This window comes from Pseudomonas khavaziana (assembly GCF_036704165.1).
Taxonomy (GTDB): domain Bacteria; phylum Pseudomonadota; class Gammaproteobacteria; order Pseudomonadales; family Pseudomonadaceae; genus Aquipseudomonas; species Aquipseudomonas khavaziana.
Window position 1 is genome coordinate 5,995,513 of sequence record NZ_CP129946.1, and the last position, 22,385, is coordinate 6,017,897.

The window sequence follows — 22,385 nt, forward strand, 5'->3', positions numbered from 1 at the left end:
CTTATGAAGGGCCGCCTGAACTGCGGCCTTTTTGCCTTGGAGCCGTGATGAAAAGCAAAACCATCCGCCGCTGGTCCTTCATCCACACCTGGACCAGCCTGATCTGCACCGTATTCCTGCTGCTGCTCGCCCTCACTGGCCTGCCGCTGGTGTTCCACCATGAGATCGACCATCTGCTGGGCAACGAGCCCGAGTTGGCGCAGATGCCCGCCGATACGCCCCGGCTCAACCTTGAACAGCTGGTGGCCAAGGCCCAGGCTCATCGTCCCGGCGAGGCCATGCAGTACTTGGCCTGGGACGAAGACGACAAGAACGGCGTGATCGCGATCATGGCGGCCACGGCAGGCACCGAGCCGAATTCGTCCCATACCTTCATGCTCGATGCCCGAACCGGCGAAACGGTCGAAATGCCCTCGGCCAATGGCGGCCTTACCCTGTTCCTGTTGCGCCTGCATGTGGATATGTTCGCCGGCCTGCCGGGCAAGTTGCTGCTGGCATTCATGGGTATTCTGTTTGTGCTGGCGATTATTTCGGGCACGGTGTTGTACCTGCCGTTCATGCGCCGCTTGAAATTTGCCACCGTGCGCCAGGACAAGTCCACCCGCCTGCGCTGGCTCGACCTGCACAACCTGATTGGCGTGGTTACCCTGACCTGGGCGCTGGTCGTGGGCGTGACCGGCGTGATCAGTGCCTGCGCCGACCTGCTCATCGCCGCCTGGCGCCAGGACAGCCTCAGCGCCATGATCGAACCCTACAAAACCGCCGCGCCGCTGACCCATCGCGCACCGACCACTGAGCTGCTGAGCATTGCCGCCAAGGCCGCGCCCGGTATGGAGCCGGACTTTATCGCCTTCCCCGGTACACGCTTTTCCAGTGAACACCACTACGCCGTATTCATGAAGGGCAGCACCCACCTGACTTCTCATCTGCTCACGCCAGTGCTGATTGACGCCAGCACCCTGGCCGTTACCGCCATCGCCGAGCGACCGTGGTACATGGACGCCATGGGCCTGTCCCAACCGCTGCACTTCGGTGATTACGGCGGCATGCCGATGAAGATCCTGTGGGCGGTGCTGGATGTGCTGACCATCGTCGTGCTGGTGAGCGGGATTTACCTGTGGATCGTGCGGCGCAAGGCGGCCAAGGTATGAAGCCGCGGCAGTCGAATTTCTGGAAGGTGTTTGGCATACCAATGGGGATTGGCCTGCTCAGCGCCGCGGGGTTGTTTGCGGCGCTGCTGGGGGACGGGGTGTGGGATTCGTTGAGTTGGGTGGGGTTGGGCATACCTGCGGCCATTGGTGCCTGGGCGTTGGGCAAGTGGCGCGGCTGAGGGCCTCATCGGGGGCAAGCCCCCTCCCACATTTGATTTGTGAACGCCGTCCACTGTGGGAGGGGGCTTGCCCCCGATGAGGCCCTCAGGATCACAAAATCCCCCTCGCCAGCCACTGCGCAAGCCTCTACGCTAGCCACAGTCCATTTCGAGGAATGCCCATGTCCGCCCCCAGCATGACATTGTTCCACAACCCCGCTTCACCCTTCGTACGCAAAGTCCGCGTGCTGCTGATCGAGACCGGCCAGCAGGACCGCGTGGCCCTGCATACCTGCTTGCCGACCCCGGTCAACCCGGACGCCCAAGTGGTGCAAGGCAACCCCGTGGGCAAGATCCCGGCCTTGCGCCTGGCCGACGGTTCGGTACTGCATGACAGCCGGGTAATCCTCGATTACTTCGACCACCAGCACGTCGGCAACCCGCTGATCCCCCGCGATGGCTCGGCCCGCTGGCGGCGCCTGACCCTGGCCTCGATGGCCGACGGCATCATGGATGCCGCCGTGCTAGTGCGTTACGAGACCGCCATGCGCCCGGTGGAAAAGCATTGGAACCAATGGCTGGATGAACAGCGCAACAAGATCCGCCGCGCCCTCGCGGAGCTGGAACAGGACGCGATCGCCGAACTGACCAGCCATTTCGATATTGCCGCCATCAGCGTGGCCTGTGCCCTGGGTTACCTGGACTTCCGTCACCCAGGCCTGCAATGGCGCTCGGACAATCCCAAGCTCGCCGCCTGGTACGCCGAGGTCAGTCAGCGGGCTTCGATGCTGCAGACCCAGCCGCCGGTTTGACGAGCCCTCTGTAGGAGCGAGCTTGCTCGCGAAAATCGTCAACGATAACGCGGGTCACCTGACTGAACGCGGTGTCCATGCGTTCTTCGCGAGCAAGCTCGCTCCTACAGTGAGCGGCGGTGTGATTGAGGACGTTGACCATCCTCACCTTCATTTGCTGATCTTCGCGCAACCCAATCATTGCTCCTCCTCCACCTTACGCTTACCCACCCCATACCAATCCAGTTTGCGCGTCAGCACCATCACCGTACCCAGCAGGCCAAACAGCAACAGCGAGCCCATCAGCAGCGCGTAATCCTCGGCACTCAGCAGCCCGTACAGCAAGCCATACAATGCCGCCAACCCCGCCGAGAACCCCAGCCCATGGGCAACGCTGCGCAGCACATGGCACACATAGAAACCAATCAACAAAACGCAAGCACTGGCGGATATCAGATAAGCCAGGGCAAAGCCCACATGCTCGGACAACGACAACAGCAGCAGGTAGAAGAACGCCAGCGCGACGCCCACCAGCGCGTACTGGATCGGGTGCACCGCCAGGCTCTTGAGCACTTCGAACAGGAAGAAACCAGCAAAGGTCAGGGCGATAAACAGCAGCGCGTATTTGATCGCACGGTCGCTCTTGAGGTACTGGTCCACCGGGTCGATGAAGTTCACGCCAAAGCTGCGGTTGGTGAAGTCTTCACAGCCTTGCCCGTCCAGGCAGTTTTGCAGGGCCTGCTCCAGGTTGGTGGAGAAGAATGAAGTCTGCCAACCAGCGGTAAACCCTTTGTCAGAGACGTCACGTTGAACCGGCAGGAAGTTGCCGATAAAACTCGGGTGCGGCCAGTTGGACGCCAGCGATACCTGGCTGGCCTTGCCCACCGGCACCACTTGCAGTTGCTCGGTGCCCTGCAGGCGCAGGTCGAAGGCAAACTCCAGTACCGCAGGTTGCTTGCCGTCCTGCTCCGGCAACGTCACATGCACGCCCTCGCCCAGCCAGTCCACTTGGGAGCCCGGCGAAAATTCCAGGCGTTGGTCACCCAGTTCCAGCTTCAGGGCGTTTTCAATCCCGCGAATATCGCTGATGCCCACCGCCAGGAACGCCGGTTCAAAACGGTAATCGGCAAAGTTTTCGGTGATGCCCAACTGTGCAGGCAACTCGAAACGCCCGCTGATACGGTTGTCGGCATGGAACAATCGCGCCTGGTAGATGCCCCGTGAACGCAGTTCGGTTTGCACTTTGCCGTCAAGTTCAAAGCGGTCCGGCAGGAAATACAGACGACCACGCTCTTCACGGGTTTCTTCATAGCGTTTGTTGAGCTTTTCATTGAACTTCCATTCACGCACGGTCTTGCGATACGGCACCACCATGACCGGCCCGGCCAGGCGCTGGGCGTAGCTGGAACTGCGGGCGATGTCCATCAAGACGCCGTCGCGCAGTTGCTGGCGGTCGCTGATGATGCCGTTGATCATCAACAACGGAATCAACAACAGCAGGATCAGCAGCGCAATCGCGCCAAGTTTGAAAAGCAGGCTGCGGTTCATGGGTCTCTCCCTGTTTGAATGGGGAGAGTCTGGGGAAGACGTGTGGGGGATTTATGTGGGCAATGTGGAGACTGTGTGGAGATGCAGCACCGCTTGCACCCCGCCAGGTACATTGCCGATCTGCAACGAACCGCCGTGCAGCTTCATCACTTCCTCGACAAAGTTGAGACCCAGGCCAGTGCTTTTGCGCCCGCTGGCCGGGCGTGGCAGCGAGTAGAAGCGCTCGCTCAAACGCGGCAAGGCATAGTCGGGAATGGCCTCGGCCTGATTGAACAGGCTGACCTGCACGTCGTTATGCCGCACCTGCGCGCTGAACCGCAGCGCACCGCCGGGCGGGGTGAAATCCAGGGCGTTGTCCAGCAGATTGCCCAAGGCCTGGCGCAGCAGGAAGGGTTCGCCAAACACCTTCACGTCGGCGGCAATCGCTTGCTCGACGTGCAAGCCGGCGCCTTCGATCCGAGCACACTGGGCCTTGAGTACGTCCTCGACCATGGCCGCCAGCGGGATGCTCGACTGCTCTTCCAGCCCCTGGCGTTGTTCCACCTGGGCCAGGTTGAGCAAGCGCTCGATCAACTGCTGCAGGCGCGCACTTTCGCTGTCGATGTTGCCGACAAAACGCTGCTGCTGTTCACGGGTCATATCGCCCTGCAACAGCTCCGCCGCGCCACGAATCGCTGCCAACGGACTTTTCAGTTCATGGGTCAGGGTGTGCACGTAACGCTCGACATAAGCCTTTCCCTCCAGCTGCGTGCGCATGTGCTCCACGGCGGTGGACAACTGCTTCAACTCGCCGCCCCGATAATGGGGCAACTCGGCGCGCCGCCCTTCGCTGACCGCCTCGGCGTAAGCCGTCAACCGCCGCAGCGCCACGCTCAACCACCATGACAACACAGCGCCCAGCAGCAAGCCGAGCACCACCAGCCCGGCGCCGTACCACAGCAGACGGCGCTCGGTGCGGTCCACATAGGGTTGCAATGAACTGTTGGGCTTGGCCACGGTGACCACGCCGATAATCTGGCCGTTATCGCGAATCGGCGCGCCCACGTGCATCACCGATGAGGCAGGATCCTCCACAGCGCTGCGGGTGGAGCGCGCACCGTATTCGCCGCGCAGGGTCAGGTACACGTCGTTCCATTTCGAATAGTCCTGGCCCACCGCTTCGCCCGTGGAGTCAAGCAGCACCTTGCCCTTGGCATCGGTGACGTAGATGCGGTGGTTGACCTGGTTTTTCGGCAGGCCCCAGATCGTCGCTCCCGGCTGGCGGCTGCCATAGGCCTTGAGCAGCGCCGGCCAATGACTCTGGCCGAGAGTGCCGTTCTTCACATCCTCGCGCAGGATTTCAGCCAGCAGGTTGGCGGTGTCCACCAGGGTTTCTTCGGTGGACTGGCGCACGCCGGGGCGGATTTCCTTCATCACCGTATTGAGCACAAAGTAACCAGTCAGCCCGATAAACAGCGCATACACCAGGAAGATCCGCAGCCCCAGGCGCATCAGCCGTTACTCGGGCTGTAGCTGTAGCCGAGGCCGCGATGAGTCTGGATCGGCTCGGCGTCTGCCGCCACGCTGCGCAGTTTGCTGCGCAGGCTCTTGATATGGCTGTCGATATTGCGCTCGTAACCCGCATCGGCCGGCACACCCACCGCGTCCAGCAATTGTTCGCGGCTGAACACGCGCTCGGGTTGTTCCAGCAGGCTTTGCAGCAAGCGGAACTCGTGGCGAGTAAGGCTCAAGGGTTGTCCGCGATAGCTGATCTGCATGCGCTCCAGGTCGACCTGGAACTGCGTCGGCGCCACGCCTGGGCCGACCCGCTTGAGGATCGCCCGGACCCGCGCCGCCACTTCCCGTGGGCTGAAGGGCTTGACCACATAATCGTCGGCACCGATTTCCAGCCCTACCACCCGATCGATTTCGGCATCCCGGGCACTGAGAAACATCACTGGCACTTCGCTGAACCGACGCAGTTGCTTGCAGGTTTCAAAGCCGGTGATGTCCGGCAGGCCGATGTCGAGGATGATCAGGTCGGCCGGGCTCTGGCGCTGATGCTCCAGCGCCGCCTGGCCGAGGGTCAGCCAGGTGGTGGTGAAGCCCTCGCCTTGCAAGGCAAAGATCAGCGTGTCGGCTATCGCCGCTTCGTCTTCGACAATCAGGATGTGCGGCATGGATTCAATCAGCAGTCCGGTTTGTCGGCAGTGTAGCGACGTGCAGGGTTCACCGCCGCGCCAAATTCACGCAGGGCCTTGGCGCCAATCAGCAGCGGGTAATTGAAGCTGCTGCGGTCGGTGAGGTTGACCTCGACGGTGCGCTTGACGTTGCCCAGGCACATTTCCAGATCGACTACCGGGCGCTTGGCCACCGAGGGTTCGTCCTTGTCATCGTCTTCGTCGGCACGGCTCTTGATCTTGCTGATGCGCGACACCTTATGCTCGTAGATCTTGTTGCCGGCGTCCTTGCCGCCGAGGCGGAAACGCACCCAATCATCGCCGTCGCGGGTGAAGGTCTCGATGTCCCGGGCCGACAGCGAGGCGGTCAGCGCACCAGTGTCCATCTTGGCCTTGAAGGTTTCGCCGATCTCCGGCAACTGAATGTATTCGTAGCGACCGTAGAGGGTCGGTTCAGCGGCCATGACAGGCAGGGCCACTAGAGCTAGGGAGGCAAATAACAGTTTCACGAAGTGAGTTCCTCGGAAAGAAGTAGGCGGATTCTAGACCGCAAACGCGGCACTTAGTTAGTGACTGCCACCCTACACGGCACATTGTGAAACATTCGTGCACCGATTTGCGATTTGGCCTCTAGACTCACCTTGCTTATGATGGCCCGCCCACAAGATTCCAAGAGTTATTTATGCGCCGCCTGCTCACCGGCTGTTTCGTCACACTGCTGCTATTGCTCAACACCCTGGTACTGTTCGGGCCACTGATGGTGTTTGCCCTGCTCAAGCTGGTGGCCCCGGGTCGCTTTCGCGACTACATGTCCTGGGCGGTGATGTGGATCGCCGAGACCTGGGCCGAGATCGACAAGCTGATCTTTTCGCTGTGCATCCCGACCCAATGGGATATCCGCGGTGGCGATGACTTGCGCGGCGACACCTCCTACCTCGTCATCAGCAACCACCAATCCTGGGTCGACATCCCGGCGCTGATCCAGGCACTGAACCGGCGCACGCCGTTCTTCAAGTTCTTCCTGAAAAAAGAGCTGATCTGGGTGCCCTTCCTCGGCCTGGCCTGGTGGGCGCTGGACTACCCGTTCATGAAGCGCTACACCAAGGCGTTCCTGGCCAAGCACCCGGAACTGGCGGGGCAGGACTTGAAGATCACCAAAGAGGCCTGCGAGCTGTTCAAGCGCCAGCCGGTGACAGTGGTCAATTACCTGGAAGGTACGCGCTTCAACGCGACCAAGCACAAGCAGCAGAATTCACCTTTTACTCGCCTGCTCAAACCCAAGGCGGGCGGCGTGGCGTTTGTACTGGCGGCGATGGGTGAACAGCTGGACGCGGTGCTTGATGTGACCGTGGTCTATCCACAGCAAAAGATTCCTGGGTTCTGGGACTTGATCAGCGGCGCGGTGCCGAAGGTAATCATTGATATCCGCACCCGCGAGCTCGACCCGGCGCTGTGGCAAGGGGATTACGAGAATGACCCGGCGTTTCGCCAGACCGTCCAGAACTGGGTGAACCAGCTCTGGATGGAGAAAGATCGGAGGATAGGTGAGGTTCTTAAATGAACCTGCGAAAGGTCATTACGTTGCGCCAGCCACTGGTTCAGCGCGGAAGGACCAAAGATGGTCATTGACATCCGTACCCGAGAGCTGGATCCAGCGGTGTGACCGGGGGGGGACTACGAGAACGATCCGATGTTTCGCAAGCCCCCCAGAGCTGAGCCAGCCAGCTCTGGAAGGGAGAAGGATCATCGTGTATTCAAAAACTTCTCAAATGAACGCTTCAATGTCGTCGTGGTGTTAACCCTACCGTAACGAAGCTAAAGCTCAATCCCACCCTACTATGCTGTTGTACACAGCCTCTCGTGCTTGAGTGGGGTTGGCATTACCAAAAAGGGAACGCAATGCCGTGAGCATACCTGCCGCCTCTTGCGAAATATCGCCTCCAGCCGCCTCGGCGTCCAACAGCCCCTTGAGATTGGAAATCACTGAGTCAGCGGAAGCCTGGACAGACGAAGGCACATTTGTCCAATCGCTAAGCGGCACTCTGGATGTATCGACCTCTTTTGGTTGGCCATCCTCACCCCTCACAAGGTGTATGCCGCCTTCAGGCATCGGGTTGTTTGAAGGCCATTCTTTGGCAGGGGTGATTTCTTTCGCCTGGCCGTCCGCGCCCTTCACAAGGTACTTGCCGCCTTCAGGCATCGGGTTGTTTGAAGGCCATTCTTTGGCAGGGGTGATTTCTTTCGCCTGGCCGTCCGCGCCCTTCACAAGTTGTATGCCGCCTTCAGGCATCGGTTTGTTTGAAGGCCATTCTTTGGCAGGGGTGATTTCTTTCGCCTGGCCGTCCGCACCCTTCACAAGTTGTATGCCGCCTTCAGGCATCGGTTTGTCTGAAGGCCACTCTTTGGCAGGGGTGATTTCTTTCGCCTGGCCGTCCGCGCCCTTCACAAGGTACTTGCCGCCTTCAGGCATCGGGTTGTTTGAAGGCCACTCTTTGGCAGGGGTGATTTCTTTCGCCTGGCCGTCCGCGCCCTTCACAAGTTGTATGCCGCCTTCAGGCATCGGTTTGTCTGAAGGCCACTCTTTGGCAGGGGTGATTTCTTTCGCCTGGCCGTCCGCGCCTTTCACAAGGTACCTGCCGCCTTCAGGCATCGGGTTGTCTGAAGGCCACTCTTTGGCCCGAGCATTGATAACACCCGAGATTTGTTGCAGCCCAGACATCAAGTTGTTGAGTGCCCGCTCAGGATTCGACCCATTAACGAAGGCACTCAGATCGTTGCGCAAGTTCTGCAGCAGATTCGCGCTCAATCCCAGGGAATGCAACACATTGTGGTCGATCGGCCCAGGCTTGCTGGCCGGTACATTGGTGCCAACCTGGTTGTATGGCTGGAACGAGGTTTGTAGCAGATTGTTAATAGAGCTCATCAGGTCACCATGTAGTTAGTCTGTCCATTACCCTTCAAACAGCACTGCTGTGATGTTACGAAGGTGACTACTACGTGGCACCTAACTTTCCTACCGTTCCTACTGATTCACTACAGTTTATTTCGCCTACATCCAACTCATCATGAAAGATGAGTCAGAAATAGTTATAGGAAACACGCCCCTTGGAGAAAGGCAGCTTAACCGCCGGCCCCCCAAGCCTGGGCAAGCTTGCCCAACACAGAGTCGCTGGCGCCCTGCCCGCCCAGGTATTTGAGGATCACCGGGGCAAACTGGCTCACCATGCCACTGTCCATACCCAGTGCACTGAACGCCGTATTCAGGTCGTTAGTGTTCTTCACGTTACCCAGCAAACCATCAAGACCGCTGGTCTTGCTGCCGCCGCTCTGGCCAAGCATGCCGCTCAAGGCGCCGAGGCTACCCAATGCGTTGTTCCCAGAGAGCTGGTCGAGGCCTGGCACGCTGTTTCCTAGCTGCGAAAAGTCGTTGCCACTGAGTTTATTCTTGGCCAGGCCCAGCATCGCACCAGTACCACCGACAGCCTGTTCGGGGGTGATGTTGAGTTGCGAAGTCAGGGCGCTGAGCAGGCCGGCTGTCTCAGACGACGGTGCAGCGGCTGCGGCCTTGTTGTTACCGCCTTGCATGCCCGAGATGGCATTGGCCGCGTCGCCAAGGCTGAAGCCTGCGGCGAACACCGGGCCTGCTGCCAGGGTCATCAGGCAAGAAAGGGCGAAACCGCGTGAAATCTTCATCAAGACAACCTCTGAATGTGGGAGCAAAAGCAGGCGTTGGACTGGGTATCTCGTCGGTTGTTCCAAGGCGCCTTCGGAACCCAACGGGGATAAGTGGGTCCATGCACTGAGTACAAAATTTGTCAGGAAGAGACTTATGACTGCGATCCAACCCCAAGTGATTGAGCAAAAGCCTCCATTCTGGAGCCGCCCTCGCCTGTTCATCGGCGCCTGTGTGGTGATGGTTGCTGGTATCGGCGGCGCGCTCTACACCCAGGACAGCGTCAAATCGGCGGCGACTTTGGTGACCACGACCCAACAGCCGGCGGCACAGATCATGGCTCACAAGGATTATCTGGAAGTGCAGCCGATTGCCTCCACGGCGCCAGCACCGGACCAGAGCCTGGAACTGTGGGCAATCCCTAAAGATGGCACACCGGTGTCGCTTGGCCTGTTGCCGGAGGACGGCAAAGGCATCATCGGTCTCAATCCTCGCCAACAGGAAACCATCAGCAAACCGGTGGAGTTGATGGTGAGTTCGGAGACCAAGGGTGGCTCCATCAGCAAACAACCTACAGGCCCGACCGTCTACCAGGGTGCATTGGCTGCTCGCTGACTCCGCCCTGATTGTAGGAGCGAGCTTGCTCGCGAAAGACCTACAGGCGCCGTGCTCACTCAGAAAATACGCATTATGGTTGACGTTTTTCGCGAGCAAGCGCGCTCCCGCAGGTGTGATAAGCCGGCGTTTGCAGGTTTAAGCTCCAGAGGCAAAAAGGGCGAATTCAAGTCGCCCTTTTGCTACATCGCGGTAAGCATTCCCAGGGAACCGAAACATCCCCACAGCTCACTCAATAAACCTTTCCAGGCTTATTAACACAGGAGCTGAACGACCATGACTGGATCAATACCCAACGTTATTTCCGCCTTCGGTGCTCTCGGCATATCCACCGTGCAAGACCGTGCTTCGCCACCTGCGGCCACCGATATTGGCCAATGCCCGGCCAGACGCGATATCCAATCCAAACCCTATACCGACCCCGACCTTCCGCCGCCTTACGGTGAAGGCTATCAATACACCGCGAATACCAACGACAAGAAATGGACAGGACAAACTGCCGGGACCGACGATGACTATCTGGACCCGAAGTACGAACTGAAGGCAGAAGCCGTCAACGTACGCGACGGCAAGGTCCACTGCGATTACGGCGGAAAACGCCTCATTGAAAACGGCGAAGTGGCTGATCCGAACTTGAGGCTCACTGCACCCGAGTAAACGGTAAAAAGGGCGACCTGCAACAGGCCGCCCTTTTCATTTGCCCGGGGGCTTTATGCCGCACTGAACAGCTTGTGCGGATCAATCACAAACTTCTTCGGTACGCCCGCATCGAATTCGCCATACCCACGTGGCGCATCATCCAGGCTGATCACCTGCACGCCGACGATCTCGGCAATATTGATACGGTCCCACATGATCGCCTGCATCAACTGGCGGTTGTACTTCATCACCGGCGTCTGCCCCGTGTGGAAGCTGTGGGATTTGGCCCAGCCCAGGCCAAAGCGAATGCTCAGGCTGCCCATTTTTGCGGCGGCATCGACAGCACCTGGATCTTCGGTGACGTAGAGGCCAGGGATACCGATTTTGCCGGCCACGCGCACCACGCCCATCAGCGAGTTGAGCACGGTGGCCGGGGCTTCGGCCTTGACGCCGTCGTGACCGTGTCCACGTGCTTCAAAGCCCACGCAGTCAACGGCGCAGTCCACTTCGGGCTCGCCGAGCAACGCGGCAATCTGTTCGTGCAGAGGGGTGTCGGTGGACAGGTCGACGATTTCAAAGCCCTGGGCCTTGGCGTGGGCCAGGCGGATTGAGTTGACGTCGCCGATGATCACAACCGCCGCGCCCAGCAGGCGTGCCGATGCCGCCGCCGCCAGGCCGACCGGGCCGGCACCGGCGATGTAGACGGTGCTGCCTGGGCCAACTCCGGCAGTGACAGCGCCGTGATAACCAGTGGGCAGGATGTCGGAGAGGCAGGTCAGGTCGCGGATTTTCTCCATGGCCTTGTCGCGATCCGGCAGTTTCAGCAGGTTGAAGTCGGCGTACGGCACCAGCACGTATTCGGCCTGGCCACCGGTCCAGTCGCCCATGTCTACATAGCCATAGGCACCACCGGCGCGGGCCGGGTTGACGGTCAGGCATACGCCGGTGTGTTGTTCCTTGCAGGAGCGGCAGCGGCCGCATGCCACGTTGAACGGTACGGAAACCAGGTCGCCGATTTTCAGGTTTTCAACGTCGCTGCCCTTCTCGATCACTTCGCCAGTGATCTCGTGTCCGAGCACCAGGCCGGTCTGGGCAGTGGTGCGGCCGCGCACCATGTGTTGGTCGGAGCCGCAGATGTTGGTGGAGACCACGCGCAGGATGACGCCGTGCTCGATCTTCCTGCCACGGGGGTCCTGCATTTTTGGATAGTCGATTTTCTGTACTTCGACCTTGCCATTGCCGAGATACACGACACCACGATTACCAGACATGCTTTCACCTCGCTGTTGTTTTTGTGGAACTGCGTTGCACCTTTGGATGGGCAGCGCGTTTAAGTGCTCGGGTACAGATGCTGTTCTTGCGTTGTTTGTGAGGACCTCATCGGGGGCAAGCCCCCTCCCACAAATGCATTCTCCTGTGGGAGGGGGCTTGCTCCCGATGGCGCCAGTCAGAGCACCACCGTCCGATTGGCGTTCAAAAATACTCGCCGCTCAATGTGATAGCCAACTGCCCGGGCCAAGGTCAGCCCTTCGATATCCCGCCCCTTGGCAATCAAGTCCTCGGGATAGTGGCTATGGTCCACCACCTCCACCCCCTGGGCGATGATCGGGCCCTCATCCAGATCGTTGTTGATGTAATGCGCCGTCGCGCCCACCAGCTTCACGCCCTTGTTATAGGCCTGGTGATAGGGCTTGGCGCCCTTGAAACCCGGCAGCAACGAGTGATGGATATTGATGGCCTTGCCATCCAGCTTGCGGCACAGTTCCGGCGACAGCACCTGCATGTAGCGCGCAAGGATGACCAGCTCGGCGCCGGTGTCTTCCACCACCTGCCACACCTGGCGCTCCTGGGACGGTTTGTCGTTGGGGTCCAGCGGAAAATGGTAGTAGGGAATCTGGTGCCAGTCGGCCAACGGCTTGAGATCGGGATGGTTGGAGACCACCGCAACCACGTCCATCGACAGTTGCCCGATGCGCTGGCGATAGAGCAGGTCGTTGAGGCAGTGATCGGCCTTGGAGACCATGATCACTACTTTCGGCCGGTAGTTCGGCGCGGTCAGCTCGAAAATCATGCCGAAGGCTTCACCACGTGTCGCCAGGCCGTCGCGAAACGCCTGCTCGTCGAAACCATCAGGCTGACGGAATTCCACACGAATGAAAAACCGGCCGGAGAGGCGGTCATCGAACGAATGGTGTTCAGTGACATAGCAGCCCTGCTCGAACAAATAGCGGGTGACCGCGTCCACCGTGCCGAGCACGCTGGGGCAGTCGGCGGTCAAAATCCATGTATCGGGTGCGCGGCTCATAGCGGGTAACTCCTCAAACTACTGTAGGAGCGAGCTTGCTCGCGAAAAACGTTAACGATAACGTGCCCATCCTGAATGAACGCGGCGCCTTTGAGTTCTTCGCGAGCAAGCTCGCTCCTACAGAGATCATTGGACGCTCAGGCCGAATTCGGCCGAGGCATCCTGCAACCACAACCACCAGTAATCCGAGAAGCTGCGACGGATCACCAGCTCCCAGGTGTCTTCAGCGGTATGGCGGATCACCAGTTGCGACTTGGCGAACACCGTGCCCACTGCCTTGCCCACCGGGAAGTTGTTGGGATGTACGTCGTAGCTGGTGGACTTCATCAGCACGTCGCGCACGTTGGGGCCGCTGAGCTCAAGGAGCTGCTGGCCGCCGCTGACATTGACGACCTGGATATGCAGCTCACCCAGGGCGGCGCGCAGGTTCTGTTCGGCGGCGAATTCTTCACCGCCTGGCACGATCAGCAACCACTCATCCGGGCCGAGCCATTGCAGGCTGGTTTCGCCTTTGACGACCACGCTCAGCGGGCCGGGAAGCTCAATGCCGACGGCCTTGTGTACGCCAGCGGCGAAGGCAGCATCATGGCCATCGCCGCGGATGGTCAGGTGGCCGAGAAGCTTTTTTTCGCGCACGGTCACGCCGGCGTTCTTGCGGCCCTTGCCAACCAGGCTGGCGAGGTCGGCATGATGCAGCGACGACTCGGCCTTGGCGCTGGTGGTGGGGCGTTGTTGGTAAACGTTGGCTGCTGTCATAAAGCACCTTTCCTGAATTCTGTTGTGAGGCCGATGGCCGCGACGCGGTCTATCAGATGTTCTGGCGATCTCCTTTCGGATCGAAGAACACCGAAGACACAATCTCCGCCTCAATCACGCTGCCATCGGCCTGCGGTGAGAACACCCGCTCGCCGATGCGCTTCAAGCCGCCCTTCACCACACCCATGGCGAACGAATAACCCAGGGAGTTGTGCGCATAGCTTGAAGTGACATGGCCGACCATCTTCATCGGGATCGTCTGCTTCGGATCGAACACCAACTGCGCGCCTTCCGGCAGCCACACGTTAGGGTCAATCGGCTTCAAGCCCACCAGTTGCTTGCGCTCTTCACGCACGCAGTCTTCGCGATTCATGCCACGCCAGCCGATCCACGAGAACGGTTTGGTGCGGCCCACGCACCAGCCCATGTTCAGGTCGTCCGGGGTCATCGAGCCGTCGGTGTCCTGCCCAACGATGATGAAGCCCTTCTCGGCACGCAATACGTGCATGGTCTCGGTGCCGTACGGGGTCAGGTTGTACTTCTTGCCGGCCTCGACGATCTGTTCCAGCACGCCCATGGCGTAGTCGGCCTGCACGTTGACTTCGTACGACAGCTCACCGGTAAACGAAATACGGAATACCCGCGCCGGTACGCCGCCAACCAGGCCTTCCTTCCAGGTCATGAACGGGAAGCCGTCCTTGTCCAGGTCGATGTCGGTGACCTCACTCAGCAACTTGCGGCTGTTGGGGCCTGACAACGTCATGGTCGCCCAGTGGTCGGTGACCGAGGTGAAGTACACCTTAAGGTCCGGCCATTCGGTCTGTTGGTAGATTTCCAGCCACTGGAGAACGCGCGCCGCGCCACCGGTGGTGGTGGTCATCAGGAAGTGGTTGTCGGCCAGACAGGCAGTGACGCCGTCGTCGAAGACCATGCCGTCTTCCTTGCACATCAGGCCGTAGCGCGCCTTGCCCACGTCGAGCTTGGTCCAGGCATTGCTGTAGATGCGGTTGAGGAACTCGCGGGCATCCGGGCCCTGAATATCGATCTTGCCGAGGGTGGAGGCATCCAGCAGGCCGACGCTGTCGCGCACCGCCAGGCATTCGCGTTTCACCGCGGCATGCAAGTCTTCACCGTTGCGCGGGAAATACCAGGGGCGTTTCCACTGGCCGACGTCTTCAAATTCAGCGCCATTCTTCACATGCCAGGCGTGCAAGGCGGTGTAGCGCACCGGTTCGAAGATGTGCCCACAGTGACGTCCCGCTATCGCACCAAAGGTCACAGGCGTGTAGTTGGGACGGAACATGGTGGTACCCATCTGCGGGATGGTCACGTTCAGCGAGCGTGCGGCAATCGCCAGGCCGTTGACGTTACCCAGCTTGCCCTGGTCAGTGCCAAAGCCCAGTGCGGTGTAGCGCTTGACGTGTTCCACCGACTCGAAACCTTCGCGCGTGGCCAGTTCGATGGCAGCAGCGGTGACGTCATTTTGCAGGTCGACAAATTGCTTTGGCGCCCGTGCGGTAGCTTTCTCGTGGGGCACCTGGAACAGCGCCAGGGTCGGTTCTTCCAGGCGGCTCAAGGCCTTTGGCAGCGTACCTTCCACCGGGGCAAAACCGGCTTCGCTGGCGGCGCGCACGCCGCCTTCAAAACCATCGGCCAGGGAATCGCCAAGCCCATAGACGCCGTTGATGCCGCCGACGCATACGCGTTTCTGTGGTGCTTCACCCGGTACGAAACCGAGGATGTCTTCGCGCCAGGTCGGCTTGCCGCCCAGGTGCGAGGCCAAGTGAACCACCGGGCTGTAGCCGCCGGAACTGGCCACCAGGTCGCAGTCCAGCCATTCGCCGGGGCTGGTGACCTTATGCGCTTTGACATCGATGGCGGCGACGCGCACACCGGTCACATGCTTGCTGCCACGGGCTTCGATCACGGCGCTGCCGGTGAGGATGCGAATGCCTTTGGCGCGGGCTTCTTCAACCAGGGCGCCGCGGGGGTTGTGGCGCGCATCGGCCACGGCCACCACTTGCAGACCGGCATCGAACCAGTCCAGCGCTACGCGGTAGGCATGGTCATTGTTGGTCGACAGCACCAGCTTTTTACCCGGTGCCACGCCATAGCGACGCACGTAGGTAGAAACCGCACCAGCGAGCATATTGCCCGGCACGTCGTTGTTGCCGTACACCAATGGACGCTCGCACGCACCCGTCGCCAGCACCACGCGCTTGGCACGTACGCGGTGGATGCGCTGGCGCACCACCCCAATCGGCGCACGGTCACCGAGGTGATCAGTGAGGCGCTCGTGAATGGTCAGGAAGTTATGGTCGTGGTAACCATTGACGGTCGCGCGGGGCAGCAGCACCACGTCCGGCAGGGCTTTGAGTTCAGCGATCACGCTGGCAACCCATTCGGTGGCCGGCTTGCCGTCGAGGCTTTCGCGAGAGTCGAGCAGCGAACCACCGAACTCTTCCTGCTCATCGGCGATGATCACCCGCGCACCGCTGCGAGCGGCCGCCAGTGCAGCAGCGAGACCGGCAGGGCCTGCGCCCACTACCAGCACATCGCAGTGATGGTTGAAGTTGTCGTAGGTGTCCGGATCATTCTCGGTCGGCGAGCGGCCAAGACCGGCGGCCTTACGGATGTACTTCTCGTAGGTCATCCAGAACGATTGCGGGTACATGAAAGTTTTGTAGTAAAAACCCGGCGGCATCAGCTTGCCGCCGACCTTGCCGAGAATCCCCATCATGTCGTTGTTGACGCTCGGCCAGCCGTTGGTGCTGGTGGCGACCAACCCCTGGTACAGCGCCTGCTGGGTAGCACGCACGTTGGGAATCTGGGTGGCTTCGGTGGCGCCGATCTGCAGCACTGCGTTCGGCTCTTCGGCGCCGGCAGCGAAGATGCCCCGTGGGCGCGAATACTTGAAGCTGCGACCGATGATGTCGACGCCGTTGGCCAGCAACGCGGCGGCCAGGGTATCGCCTTCAAAGCCTTTGTAAGTCTGGCCGTTGAAGCTGAAAGTCAGGACCTTATTGCGGTCGATGCGGCCACCGTTGGACAGGCGATTGATCTGGCTCATACCTTCTCTCCAGAAGCCTTGGCGGTGAACTGGGGTCTTTCGCCAATCTTGTAGGTTTCAAGAATTTCGTAGGTGACGGTGTCGCGGGTAGCGTTGAAATACTGGCGGCAACCGGCGGCATGGATCCACAGCTCGTGGTGCAGGCCACGGGGGTTGTCGCGGAAGAACATGTAGTCGCCCCACTCTTCATCGGTGCAGGCGTTCGGGTCCAGCGGACGCGGGATATGCGCTTGGCCGGACGCGTGGAATTCCTCTTCGGAGCGCAGTTCGCCACAGTGAGGACAGAAGATATGCAACATAGGGAATTTCTCCTCTCAAGCGCCGTGAAAACGTAGCGAGCGAAGGCAAGACAAGGCAAAAACAGGGGAGAAAGCGGAGCTTAGTTTACTAAGTGAGCATTTCGAGCCTGTTTTTAACGCAGTATTGCCGAGCGCAGTAGTTTTCATGGCGCTTTGTTAGTGGGCGACGGCTGCGGCGCCATGTTCATCGATCAACGCACCGTTGTGGAAACGGTCGATGGAGAAAGGCGCGGCCAATGGGTGCATTTCACCCTTGGCCAGGCTGGCGGCAAATACGTTGCCTGAGCCTGGGGTGGCCTTGAAGCCACCGGTGCCCCAACCGCAGTTGAAGAACATGTTCGGTACCGGGGTCTTGGAAATGATCGGGCAGGCGTCCGGCGTGGTGTCGACGATGCCGCCCCACTGGCGGTTCATGCGCACCCGCGACAGCACCGGGAACATCTCGACGATGGCCTGGATGGTGTGCTCGATCACCGGGTACGAGCCGCGTTGGCCGTAGCCGTTGTAGCCGTCGATACCGGCGCCGATCACCAGGTCGCCCTTGTCGGACTGGCTGATATAACCGTGCACGGCGTTGGACATGATCACGCTGTCGATAATCGGCTTGATCGGCTCCGACACCAGGGCTTGCAGCGGGTGGGATTCGATCGGCAGGCGGAAGCCCGCCAGCGAGGCCATGTGCCCGGAGTTACCGGCAGTGACCACACCGACGCGCTTGGCGCCGATAAAGCCCTTGTTGGTTTCCACACCGATGCACACGCCGTTTTCCTTGCGGAACCCGATCACTTCGGTCTGCTGGATCAGGTCCACGCCCAAGGCGTCAGCAGCGCGGGCAAAGCCCCAGGCCACAGCATCGTGACGGGCTACGCCGCCGCGTCGTTGCACAGTGGCGCCCAAGACGGGGTAGCGGGTATTTTTCGAGCAATCCAGGTACGGAATTTCATCCGCTACCTGCTTGGCATTCAGCAACTCGCCATCCACGCCGTTGAGGCGGTTGGCGCTGACGCGACGCTCGGAATCACGGATGTCTTGCAGGGTGTGGCACAGGTTGTAGACGCCGCGCTGGGAGAACATCACGTTGTAGTTCAGGTCCTGGGAAAGGCCTTCCCAGAGCTTCATCGCATGCTCATACAAATGCGCCGACTCGTCCCACAGGTAGTTGGAACGCACGATGGTGGTGTTGCGCGCAGTGTTACCACCACCGAGCCAGCCCTTCTCGACCACGGCCACGTTGGTGATGCCGTGCTCCTTGGCCAGGTAGTAGGCGGTCGCCAGACCATGCCCGCCGCCGCCGACGATAACCACGTCGTAGACCTTTTTAGGGGTCGGCGTGCGCCACATCTTCTGCCAGTTTTCGTGATGGCTGAGGGAGTGCTTGAAGAGGCCGAAGCCTGAGTAGCGTTGCATAGTCATTACTCCAAAACCGCGCTCAGCGATAAACCGGGAAATCAGCGCACAGGGCAGACACGTGCTTGGCCACGTTGGCCTCGACATCGGCGTCGCCGAGGTTGTCGAGGATGTCGCAGATCCAGCCAGCCAGCTCGACGCACTGCGGCACTTTGAAACCGCGCGTGGTTACCGCTGGGGTACCGATACGCAGGCCCGAGGTCACGAACGGCGACTGCGGGTCATTCGGCACGGCGTTCTTGTTGACAGTGATGTGGGCGCGGCCGAGGGCGGCATCTGCCTCTTTGCCGGTGAGGCCCTGGCGGATCAGGCTGACCAGGAACAGGTGGTTGTCGGTGCCGCCGGAGACCACATCGTAGCCACGCTTGATGAACACTTCGGCCATGGCCTGGGCGTTATCGATCACTTGCTGCTGGTAAGCCTTGAAGCCAGGCTCCAGCGCTTCCTTGAAACACACGGCCTTGCCGGCGATCACGTGCATCAGCGGGCCACCCTGGGCGCCAGGGAACACCGCGGCGTTGAGTTTCTTTTCAATGGCTTCGTTGGCCTTGGCCAGGATCAAGCCGCCCCGTGGACCGCGCAAGGTCTTGTGGGTGGTGGTTGTGACCACGTCGGCGTAAGGCAGCGGGTTCGGGTACAGGCCAGCGGCAACCAGGCCGGCGACGTGAGCCATGTCGACGAACAGCAGCGCGCCTACTTTGTCGGCGATCTGACGAAAGCGTGGGAAATCCAGGGTCTTGGAGTAGGCAGAAAAACCTGCCACGACCATCTTCGGCTTATGCTCCACCGCCAGACGCTCGACTTCATCGTAGTCGATCAAGCCAGTGTCGGTGTTGATGCCGTATTGCACCGCGTTGTACAGCTTGCCCGAGGACGACACTTTGGCGCCGTGGGTCAGGTGGCCGCCGTGGGCCAGGCTCATGCCCAGGATGGTGTCGCCGGCGTTGATCAACGCAAGGTACACCGCGCTGTTGGCGGAGGAACCGGAGTGCGGCTGCACGTTGGCGTAATCGGCGCCGAACAGCTGCTTGGCGCGTTCGATGGCCAGGGCTTCGACCTTATCCACATGCTCGCAGCCACCGTAGTAGCGCTTGCCCGGATAGCCTTCGGCGTATTTGTTGGTGAGGCCGCTGCCTTGAGCTTCCATCACGCGCTTGCTGGTGTAGTTCTCCGACGCGATCAGCTCGATATGATCTTCCTGGCGCTGCTCCTCGGCATTCATCGCCGCCAGCAGTGCGTCGTCATATCCCTGGATCTGGTCTTGTTTGCTGAACATCGCGTCTCTCCCAGCCTTTCGTATTGTTGAGGCCCGTGCAGGGCCCTTTGATGCGATGGTAGGGCTGGCGCAGACAGGCCAAATGCCTGCGCACGCCACGCAAAGGTGCGTTTACGACATTGATTGGAACAACACCGAACAAATGTGGGAGGGGGCTTGCCCCCGATGGCTTTGGACCAGCTCGCATAGATGCTGGCTGACCCACCGTTATCGGGGGCAAGCCCCCTCCCATAGGGGTTAGGCGATGATCTGACGGACGAGTAGCAACAGCAGGAAGTGCAGCGGATAAAGGGTGTAGGCCCAACGGCGCATTGCTGGCGGTGAGGCACTGCGGGCGTGTCGCAATAAGACCAAGCCCGCCAATGGCGCGATCAGGCACGCGCCTAATCCCAAGAGCGCCACAGGCGTGCCGCTATTGAGCAAGATTTGCCATTGGTTGGCCGCCACACAGACCAAACCCGGCAACACGCTCAAATACCAAGGACGACGGAACACCAACAGCATCGCCAATGGCAGCAATACACCAAAGAAACCGAACATCAACTGAGTTGAACATACCGCCGCCGTTGTAACGGCGATCAGCGCCAATCCTCGATCAACCAACGTCTTCTGCTGCCAACCTCGGGCAACCAACAGGCCCAGCGCCAGGGTCGGCAACACATTCAATGTATCGGCATCATCGATAAACATTCGATACGGCACTTCGCTGATCACGCTAAACAGCAGCAACCAACCCAAGTAGCGCCAATGACCGGTCACCGGAGCGTTCCGGAGCCGATGCACATTGGCCGCAATCGCCAGGCAAAACCACGGGAACGCCAGGCGCCCCGGCACATACAGGCCATCCAGGCTTAACCCGACGTAGCGCAGGTGGTCCAGCACCATGCTCAGCAGCGCTAGCCACTTGAGCAAGTCCAATGCGCCATCGCGGACGCGTCCTACAGGAGCCGTTAGAGTACCGTGCATAATTCCCCAGTGACTTTGCATTTACAGGGCGTGCGCCTTCCTCACAATCTTGGTTAAAGTGCGCACCAACATCGACCACAGGAATGGGCCATGACCGACAAGAGCCAACAATTCGCCAGTGACAACTATTCCGGCATTTGCCCGGAAGCCTGGGCCGCCATGGAACAAGCCAACCACGGCCATCAACGCGCCTACGGCGATGATGAATGGACCCACCGAGCCGCCGATGGTTTTCGCAAACTGTTCGAGACCGACTGCGAAGTGTTCTTCGCCTTCAACGGTACGGCAGCCAACTCCCTGGCACTGTCCTCGCTGTGCCAGAGCTACCATAGCGTGATTTGCTCGGAAACTGCCCACGTCGAAACCGACGAATGCGGCGCGCCGGAGTTTTTCTCCAACGGCTCCAAGCTGCTCGTCGCTCGCACTGAAAACGGCAAGCTGACCCCGGATTCAATCCGCGAGATTGCCCTCAAGCGCCAGGACATCCACTACCCCAAGCCGCGTGTGGTCACCCTGACCCAGGCCACCGAAGTCGGCAGCGTCTACACCCCTGAGGAAATCCGCGCTATCAGCGTCACCTGCAAGGAGCTGGGCCTGAACCTGCATATGGACGGCGCGCGGTTCGCCAACGCCTGTGCATTCCTCGGTTGCTCACCAGCTGACCTGACCTGGAAAGCCGGTGTAGACGTGCTGTGCTTTGGCGGGACCAAAAACGGCATGGCAGTGGGTGAAGCCATCCTGTTCTTCAACCACAAGCTGGCTGAAGACTTCGACTACCGCTGCAAGCAGGCTGGCCAGCTGGCATCGAAAATGCGCTTTCTGTCGGCCCCATGGGTGGGTCTGCTGGAAAACGATGCCTGGCTCAAGCATGCACGCCATGCCAACCACTGCGCGCAACTGCTGAGCAGCCTGGTATCGGACATCCCCGGTGTGGAACTGATGTTCCCGGTACAAGCCAATGGCGTGTTCCTGCAACTCTCGGAGCCGGCCATTGCGGCGTTGACGGCCAAGGGCTGGCGCTTCTACACCTTCATCGGCAAAGGTGGCGCGCGGTTCATGTGCGCGTGGGATACCGAGGAAGAGCGTGTAAGAGAATTGGCTGCGGATATTCGGATAGTGATGGGTGCGTAAACCGTGAGGGATAATGGCGGAAAGCTGAGATTGTTTTTTGATATTTCTGACAGCAGCGCGTTTGAATTTTGTTGACTAGCCTCTGGTTACCCGCAAGAAGATGCCGCTGCAGAGGCCACCTTTCGGGAACAACTGCCAGCTGAGAAATCGGCCGGAAACGGAAATCCAGCAGAGAGCCAAACCATGGAATATCAAAGCAATACCAGCATCCTTAAAAGCGACGACACTGCCAGTACCACGGTGATTGATTGGGATGAGTTCAGGACGCACGCAAAGGTCGGGGACACTATCCGCGAGCCGTCCAGGACGTTGAGGATCTACGACAAGGTCTATGAATTGACAGCATCAGGCCAACATTTCGTGGTTCATATCTACGCTCAATAACCCTCAACGCCTAAGGACCGTGCCGGAGGCTCATGACCTGCGGCGCGGAACTGGAAT

At 60.0% G+C, this 22,385-nt stretch carries 22 protein-coding genes and 1 pseudogene; 9 read left to right on the top strand and 14 right to left on the bottom strand.

The features are described from left to right. Positions 1–47: 47 nt before the first annotated feature. The 4 genes and pseudogenes from QYQ93_RS26815 to QYQ93_RS26830 all read left to right on the top strand — a co-directional run. Positions 48–1,151 carry a PepSY-associated TM helix domain-containing protein gene (locus QYQ93_RS26815; RefSeq protein WP_338475860.1) on the top strand — a complete coding sequence of 368 codons (1,104 nt, stop codon included), beginning with the start codon at positions 48–50 and terminating at the stop codon, positions 1,149–1,151. Further along, on the top strand, positions 1,148–1,330 hold the full coding sequence (locus QYQ93_RS26820) for a hypothetical protein (RefSeq protein WP_043051712.1): 183 nt from the start codon (positions 1,148–1,150) through the stop codon (positions 1,328–1,330). Before QYQ93_RS26815 ends, QYQ93_RS26820 begins: the two co-directional genes overlap by 4 nt. Before the next feature lie 161 nt (positions 1,331–1,491). After that, on the top strand, positions 1,492–2,121 hold the full coding sequence (locus QYQ93_RS26825; RefSeq protein ID WP_043051711.1) for a glutathione S-transferase N-terminal domain-containing protein: 630 nt from the start codon (positions 1,492–1,494) through the stop codon (positions 2,119–2,121). 22 nt (positions 2,122–2,143) lie between these two features. Continuing rightward, positions 2,144–2,233: pseudogene (locus QYQ93_RS26830) on the top strand (outer membrane lipoprotein carrier protein LolA); the annotation flags it as partial. Positions 2,234–2,298: 65 nt separating this feature from the next. Here the strand turns inward: QYQ93_RS26830 and creD are convergent. The 4 genes from creD to QYQ93_RS26850 are packed head-to-tail and all read right to left on the bottom strand — an operon-like array spanning position 2,299 to position 6,316. Continuing rightward, positions 2,299–3,648 carry a cell envelope integrity protein CreD gene (creD, locus tag QYQ93_RS26835; protein ID WP_338475861.1) on the bottom strand — a complete coding sequence of 450 codons (1,350 nt, stop codon included), beginning with the start codon at positions 3,646–3,648 and terminating at the stop codon, positions 2,299–2,301. 51 nt (positions 3,649–3,699) lie between these two features. After that, complete coding sequence (gene creC, locus QYQ93_RS26840) at positions 3,700–5,139, bottom strand: two-component system sensor histidine kinase CreC (protein WP_338475862.1); 1,440 nt, start codon at positions 5,137–5,139, stop codon at positions 3,700–3,702. After that, positions 5,139–5,807 carry a two-component system response regulator CreB gene (creB, locus tag QYQ93_RS26845; protein ID WP_043051707.1) on the bottom strand — a complete coding sequence of 223 codons (669 nt, stop codon included), beginning with the start codon at positions 5,805–5,807 and terminating at the stop codon, positions 5,139–5,141. The genes creC and creB overlap by 1 nt, the downstream gene beginning before the upstream one ends. Positions 5,808–5,815: 8 nt before the next feature. Then, on the bottom strand, positions 5,816–6,316 hold the full coding sequence (locus QYQ93_RS26850; protein ID WP_043051706.1) for an ATP-dependent zinc protease: 501 nt from the start codon (positions 6,314–6,316) through the stop codon (positions 5,816–5,818). 173 nt (positions 6,317–6,489) lie between these two features. On the opposite strand from QYQ93_RS26850, the gene QYQ93_RS26855 reads away from it, so the two are divergent. After that, positions 6,490–7,368: an acyltransferase gene (locus tag QYQ93_RS26855; RefSeq protein ID WP_043051705.1), complete on the top strand. Its 879-nt coding sequence runs from the start codon at positions 6,490–6,492 to the stop codon at positions 7,366–7,368. 261 nt (positions 7,369–7,629) lie between these two features. Here QYQ93_RS26855 and QYQ93_RS26860 read toward each other — a convergent pair whose 3' ends face one another. Together QYQ93_RS26860 and QYQ93_RS26865 are read right to left on the bottom strand one after the other, a co-directional pair. Then, positions 7,630–8,730: a hypothetical protein gene (locus QYQ93_RS26860; RefSeq protein WP_338475863.1), complete on the bottom strand. Its 1,101-nt coding sequence runs from the start codon at positions 8,728–8,730 to the stop codon at positions 7,630–7,632. Positions 8,731–8,927: 197 nt separating this feature from the next. After that, complete coding sequence (locus QYQ93_RS26865) at positions 8,928–9,500, bottom strand: DUF2780 domain-containing protein (RefSeq protein WP_043046123.1); 573 nt, start codon at positions 9,498–9,500, stop codon at positions 8,928–8,930. A 136-nt stretch (positions 9,501–9,636) separates the two neighbouring features. Between QYQ93_RS26865 and QYQ93_RS26870 the strand changes: the two genes are divergently transcribed. Both QYQ93_RS26870 and QYQ93_RS26875 read left to right on the top strand, forming a co-directional pair. Further along, entirely contained in the window at positions 9,637–10,095 is a 459-nt protein-coding gene (locus QYQ93_RS26870) for an anti-sigma factor domain-containing protein (RefSeq protein ID WP_043046125.1), read from the top strand. Between the two features lie 276 nt (positions 10,096–10,371). Further along, positions 10,372–10,752: a hypothetical protein gene (locus tag QYQ93_RS26875; RefSeq protein WP_043046127.1), complete on the top strand. Its 381-nt coding sequence runs from the start codon at positions 10,372–10,374 to the stop codon at positions 10,750–10,752. Positions 10,753–10,805: 53 nt separating this feature from the next. Here the strand turns inward: QYQ93_RS26875 and fdhA are convergent, their stop codons facing one another. From fdhA to QYQ93_RS26915, 8 genes are all read right to left on the bottom strand, one after another. After that, positions 10,806–12,005 carry a formaldehyde dehydrogenase, glutathione-independent gene (gene fdhA / locus QYQ93_RS26880; RefSeq protein ID WP_005792122.1) on the bottom strand — a complete coding sequence of 400 codons (1,200 nt, stop codon included), beginning with the start codon at positions 12,003–12,005 and terminating at the stop codon, positions 10,806–10,808. A 176-nt stretch (positions 12,006–12,181) separates the two neighbouring features. Then, the gene (gene purU, locus QYQ93_RS26885) at positions 12,182–13,039 is read right to left on the bottom strand and encodes a formyltetrahydrofolate deformylase (RefSeq protein ID WP_005792124.1); all 858 of its coding nucleotides are present in this window, start codon (positions 13,037–13,039) and stop codon (positions 12,182–12,184) included. Positions 13,040–13,165: 126 nt separating this feature from the next. Then, entirely contained in the window at positions 13,166–13,795 is a 630-nt protein-coding gene (locus tag QYQ93_RS26890) for a sarcosine oxidase subunit gamma (protein ID WP_338475864.1), read from the bottom strand. Between the two features lie 52 nt (positions 13,796–13,847). Then, the gene (locus tag QYQ93_RS26895) at positions 13,848–16,865 is read right to left on the bottom strand and encodes a sarcosine oxidase subunit alpha (RefSeq protein ID WP_217880923.1); all 3,018 of its coding nucleotides are present in this window, start codon (positions 16,863–16,865) and stop codon (positions 13,848–13,850) included. Then, the gene (locus QYQ93_RS26900; protein ID WP_338475866.1) at positions 16,862–17,164 is read right to left on the bottom strand and encodes a sarcosine oxidase subunit delta; all 303 of its coding nucleotides are present in this window, start codon (positions 17,162–17,164) and stop codon (positions 16,862–16,864) included. The genes QYQ93_RS26895 and QYQ93_RS26900 overlap by 4 nt, the downstream gene beginning before the upstream one ends. 156 nt (positions 17,165–17,320) lie before the next feature. After that, positions 17,321–18,571: a sarcosine oxidase subunit beta gene (locus QYQ93_RS26905; protein ID WP_010207084.1), complete on the bottom strand. Its 1,251-nt coding sequence runs from the start codon at positions 18,569–18,571 to the stop codon at positions 17,321–17,323. 22 nt (positions 18,572–18,593) lie between these two features. Beyond that, positions 18,594–19,847 (bottom strand): serine hydroxymethyltransferase, encoded by a 1,254-nt coding sequence (gene glyA, locus QYQ93_RS26910; RefSeq protein WP_043046135.1) that lies wholly within the window; start codon positions 19,845–19,847, stop codon positions 18,594–18,596. Positions 19,848–20,084: 237 nt separating this feature from the next. Further along, the gene (locus tag QYQ93_RS26915) at positions 20,085–20,813 is read right to left on the bottom strand and encodes a TraX family protein (RefSeq protein WP_338475867.1); all 729 of its coding nucleotides are present in this window, start codon (positions 20,811–20,813) and stop codon (positions 20,085–20,087) included. A gap of 90 nt (positions 20,814–20,903) precedes the next feature. Between QYQ93_RS26915 and QYQ93_RS26920 the strand changes: the two genes are divergently transcribed. Beyond that, on the top strand, positions 20,904–21,944 hold the full coding sequence (locus tag QYQ93_RS26920; protein ID WP_043046138.1) for a threonine aldolase family protein: 1,041 nt from the start codon (positions 20,904–20,906) through the stop codon (positions 21,942–21,944). A 183-nt stretch (positions 21,945–22,127) separates the two neighbouring features. Further along, positions 22,128–22,328 carry a hypothetical protein gene (locus tag QYQ93_RS26925; RefSeq protein ID WP_338475868.1) on the top strand — a complete coding sequence of 67 codons (201 nt, stop codon included), beginning with the start codon at positions 22,128–22,130 and terminating at the stop codon, positions 22,326–22,328. Positions 22,329–22,385 lie beyond the last annotated feature (57 nt).

Coding starts and splice junctions, on each gene's coding strand:
- QYQ93_RS26855 (WP_043051705.1), top strand. CDS start 6,490: ATGCGCCGCCTGCTCACCGGCTGTTTCGTCACACTGCTGCTATTGCTC.
- QYQ93_RS26895 (WP_217880923.1), bottom strand. CDS start 16,865: ATGAGCCAGATCAATCGCCTGTCCAACGGTGGCCGCATCGACCGCAAT.
- creD (WP_338475861.1), bottom strand. CDS start 3,648: ATGAACCGCAGCCTGCTTTTCAAACTTGGCGCGATTGCGCTGCTGATC.
- QYQ93_RS26915 (WP_338475867.1), bottom strand. CDS start 20,813: ATGCACGGTACTCTAACGGCTCCTGTAGGACGCGTCCGCGATGGCGCA.
- QYQ93_RS26815 (WP_338475860.1), top strand. CDS start 48: ATGAAAAGCAAAACCATCCGCCGCTGGTCCTTCATCCACACCTGGACC.
- QYQ93_RS26900 (WP_338475866.1), bottom strand. CDS start 17,164: ATGTTGCATATCTTCTGTCCTCACTGTGGCGAACTGCGCTCCGAAGAG.
- QYQ93_RS26925 (WP_338475868.1), top strand. CDS start 22,128: ATGGAATATCAAAGCAATACCAGCATCCTTAAAAGCGACGACACTGCC.
- QYQ93_RS26905 (WP_010207084.1), bottom strand. CDS start 18,571: ATGCAACGCTACTCAGGCTTCGGCCTCTTCAAGCACTCCCTCAGCCAT.
- QYQ93_RS26875 (WP_043046127.1), top strand. CDS start 10,372: ATGACTGGATCAATACCCAACGTTATTTCCGCCTTCGGTGCTCTCGGC.
- QYQ93_RS26870 (WP_043046125.1), top strand. CDS start 9,637: ATGACTGCGATCCAACCCCAAGTGATTGAGCAAAAGCCTCCATTCTGG.
- QYQ93_RS26920 (WP_043046138.1), top strand. CDS start 20,904: ATGACCGACAAGAGCCAACAATTCGCCAGTGACAACTATTCCGGCATT.
- creC (WP_338475862.1), bottom strand. CDS start 5,139: ATGCGCCTGGGGCTGCGGATCTTCCTGGTGTATGCGCTGTTTATCGGG.
- creB (WP_043051707.1), bottom strand. CDS start 5,807: ATGCCGCACATCCTGATTGTCGAAGACGAAGCGGCGATAGCCGACACG.
- QYQ93_RS26825 (WP_043051711.1), top strand. CDS start 1,492: ATGTCCGCCCCCAGCATGACATTGTTCCACAACCCCGCTTCACCCTTC.
- QYQ93_RS26865 (WP_043046123.1), bottom strand. CDS start 9,500: ATGAAGATTTCACGCGGTTTCGCCCTTTCTTGCCTGATGACCCTGGCA.
- purU (WP_005792124.1), bottom strand. CDS start 13,039: ATGAGCCGCGCACCCGATACATGGATTTTGACCGCCGACTGCCCCAGC.
- QYQ93_RS26820 (WP_043051712.1), top strand. CDS start 1,148: ATGAAGCCGCGGCAGTCGAATTTCTGGAAGGTGTTTGGCATACCAATG.
- fdhA (WP_005792122.1), bottom strand. CDS start 12,005: ATGTCTGGTAATCGTGGTGTCGTGTATCTCGGCAATGGCAAGGTCGAA.
- QYQ93_RS26890 (WP_338475864.1), bottom strand. CDS start 13,795: ATGACAGCAGCCAACGTTTACCAACAACGCCCCACCACCAGCGCCAAG.
- glyA (WP_043046135.1), bottom strand. CDS start 19,847: ATGTTCAGCAAACAAGACCAGATCCAGGGATATGACGACGCACTGCTG.
- QYQ93_RS26860 (WP_338475863.1), bottom strand. CDS start 8,730: ATGAGCTCTATTAACAATCTGCTACAAACCTCGTTCCAGCCATACAAC.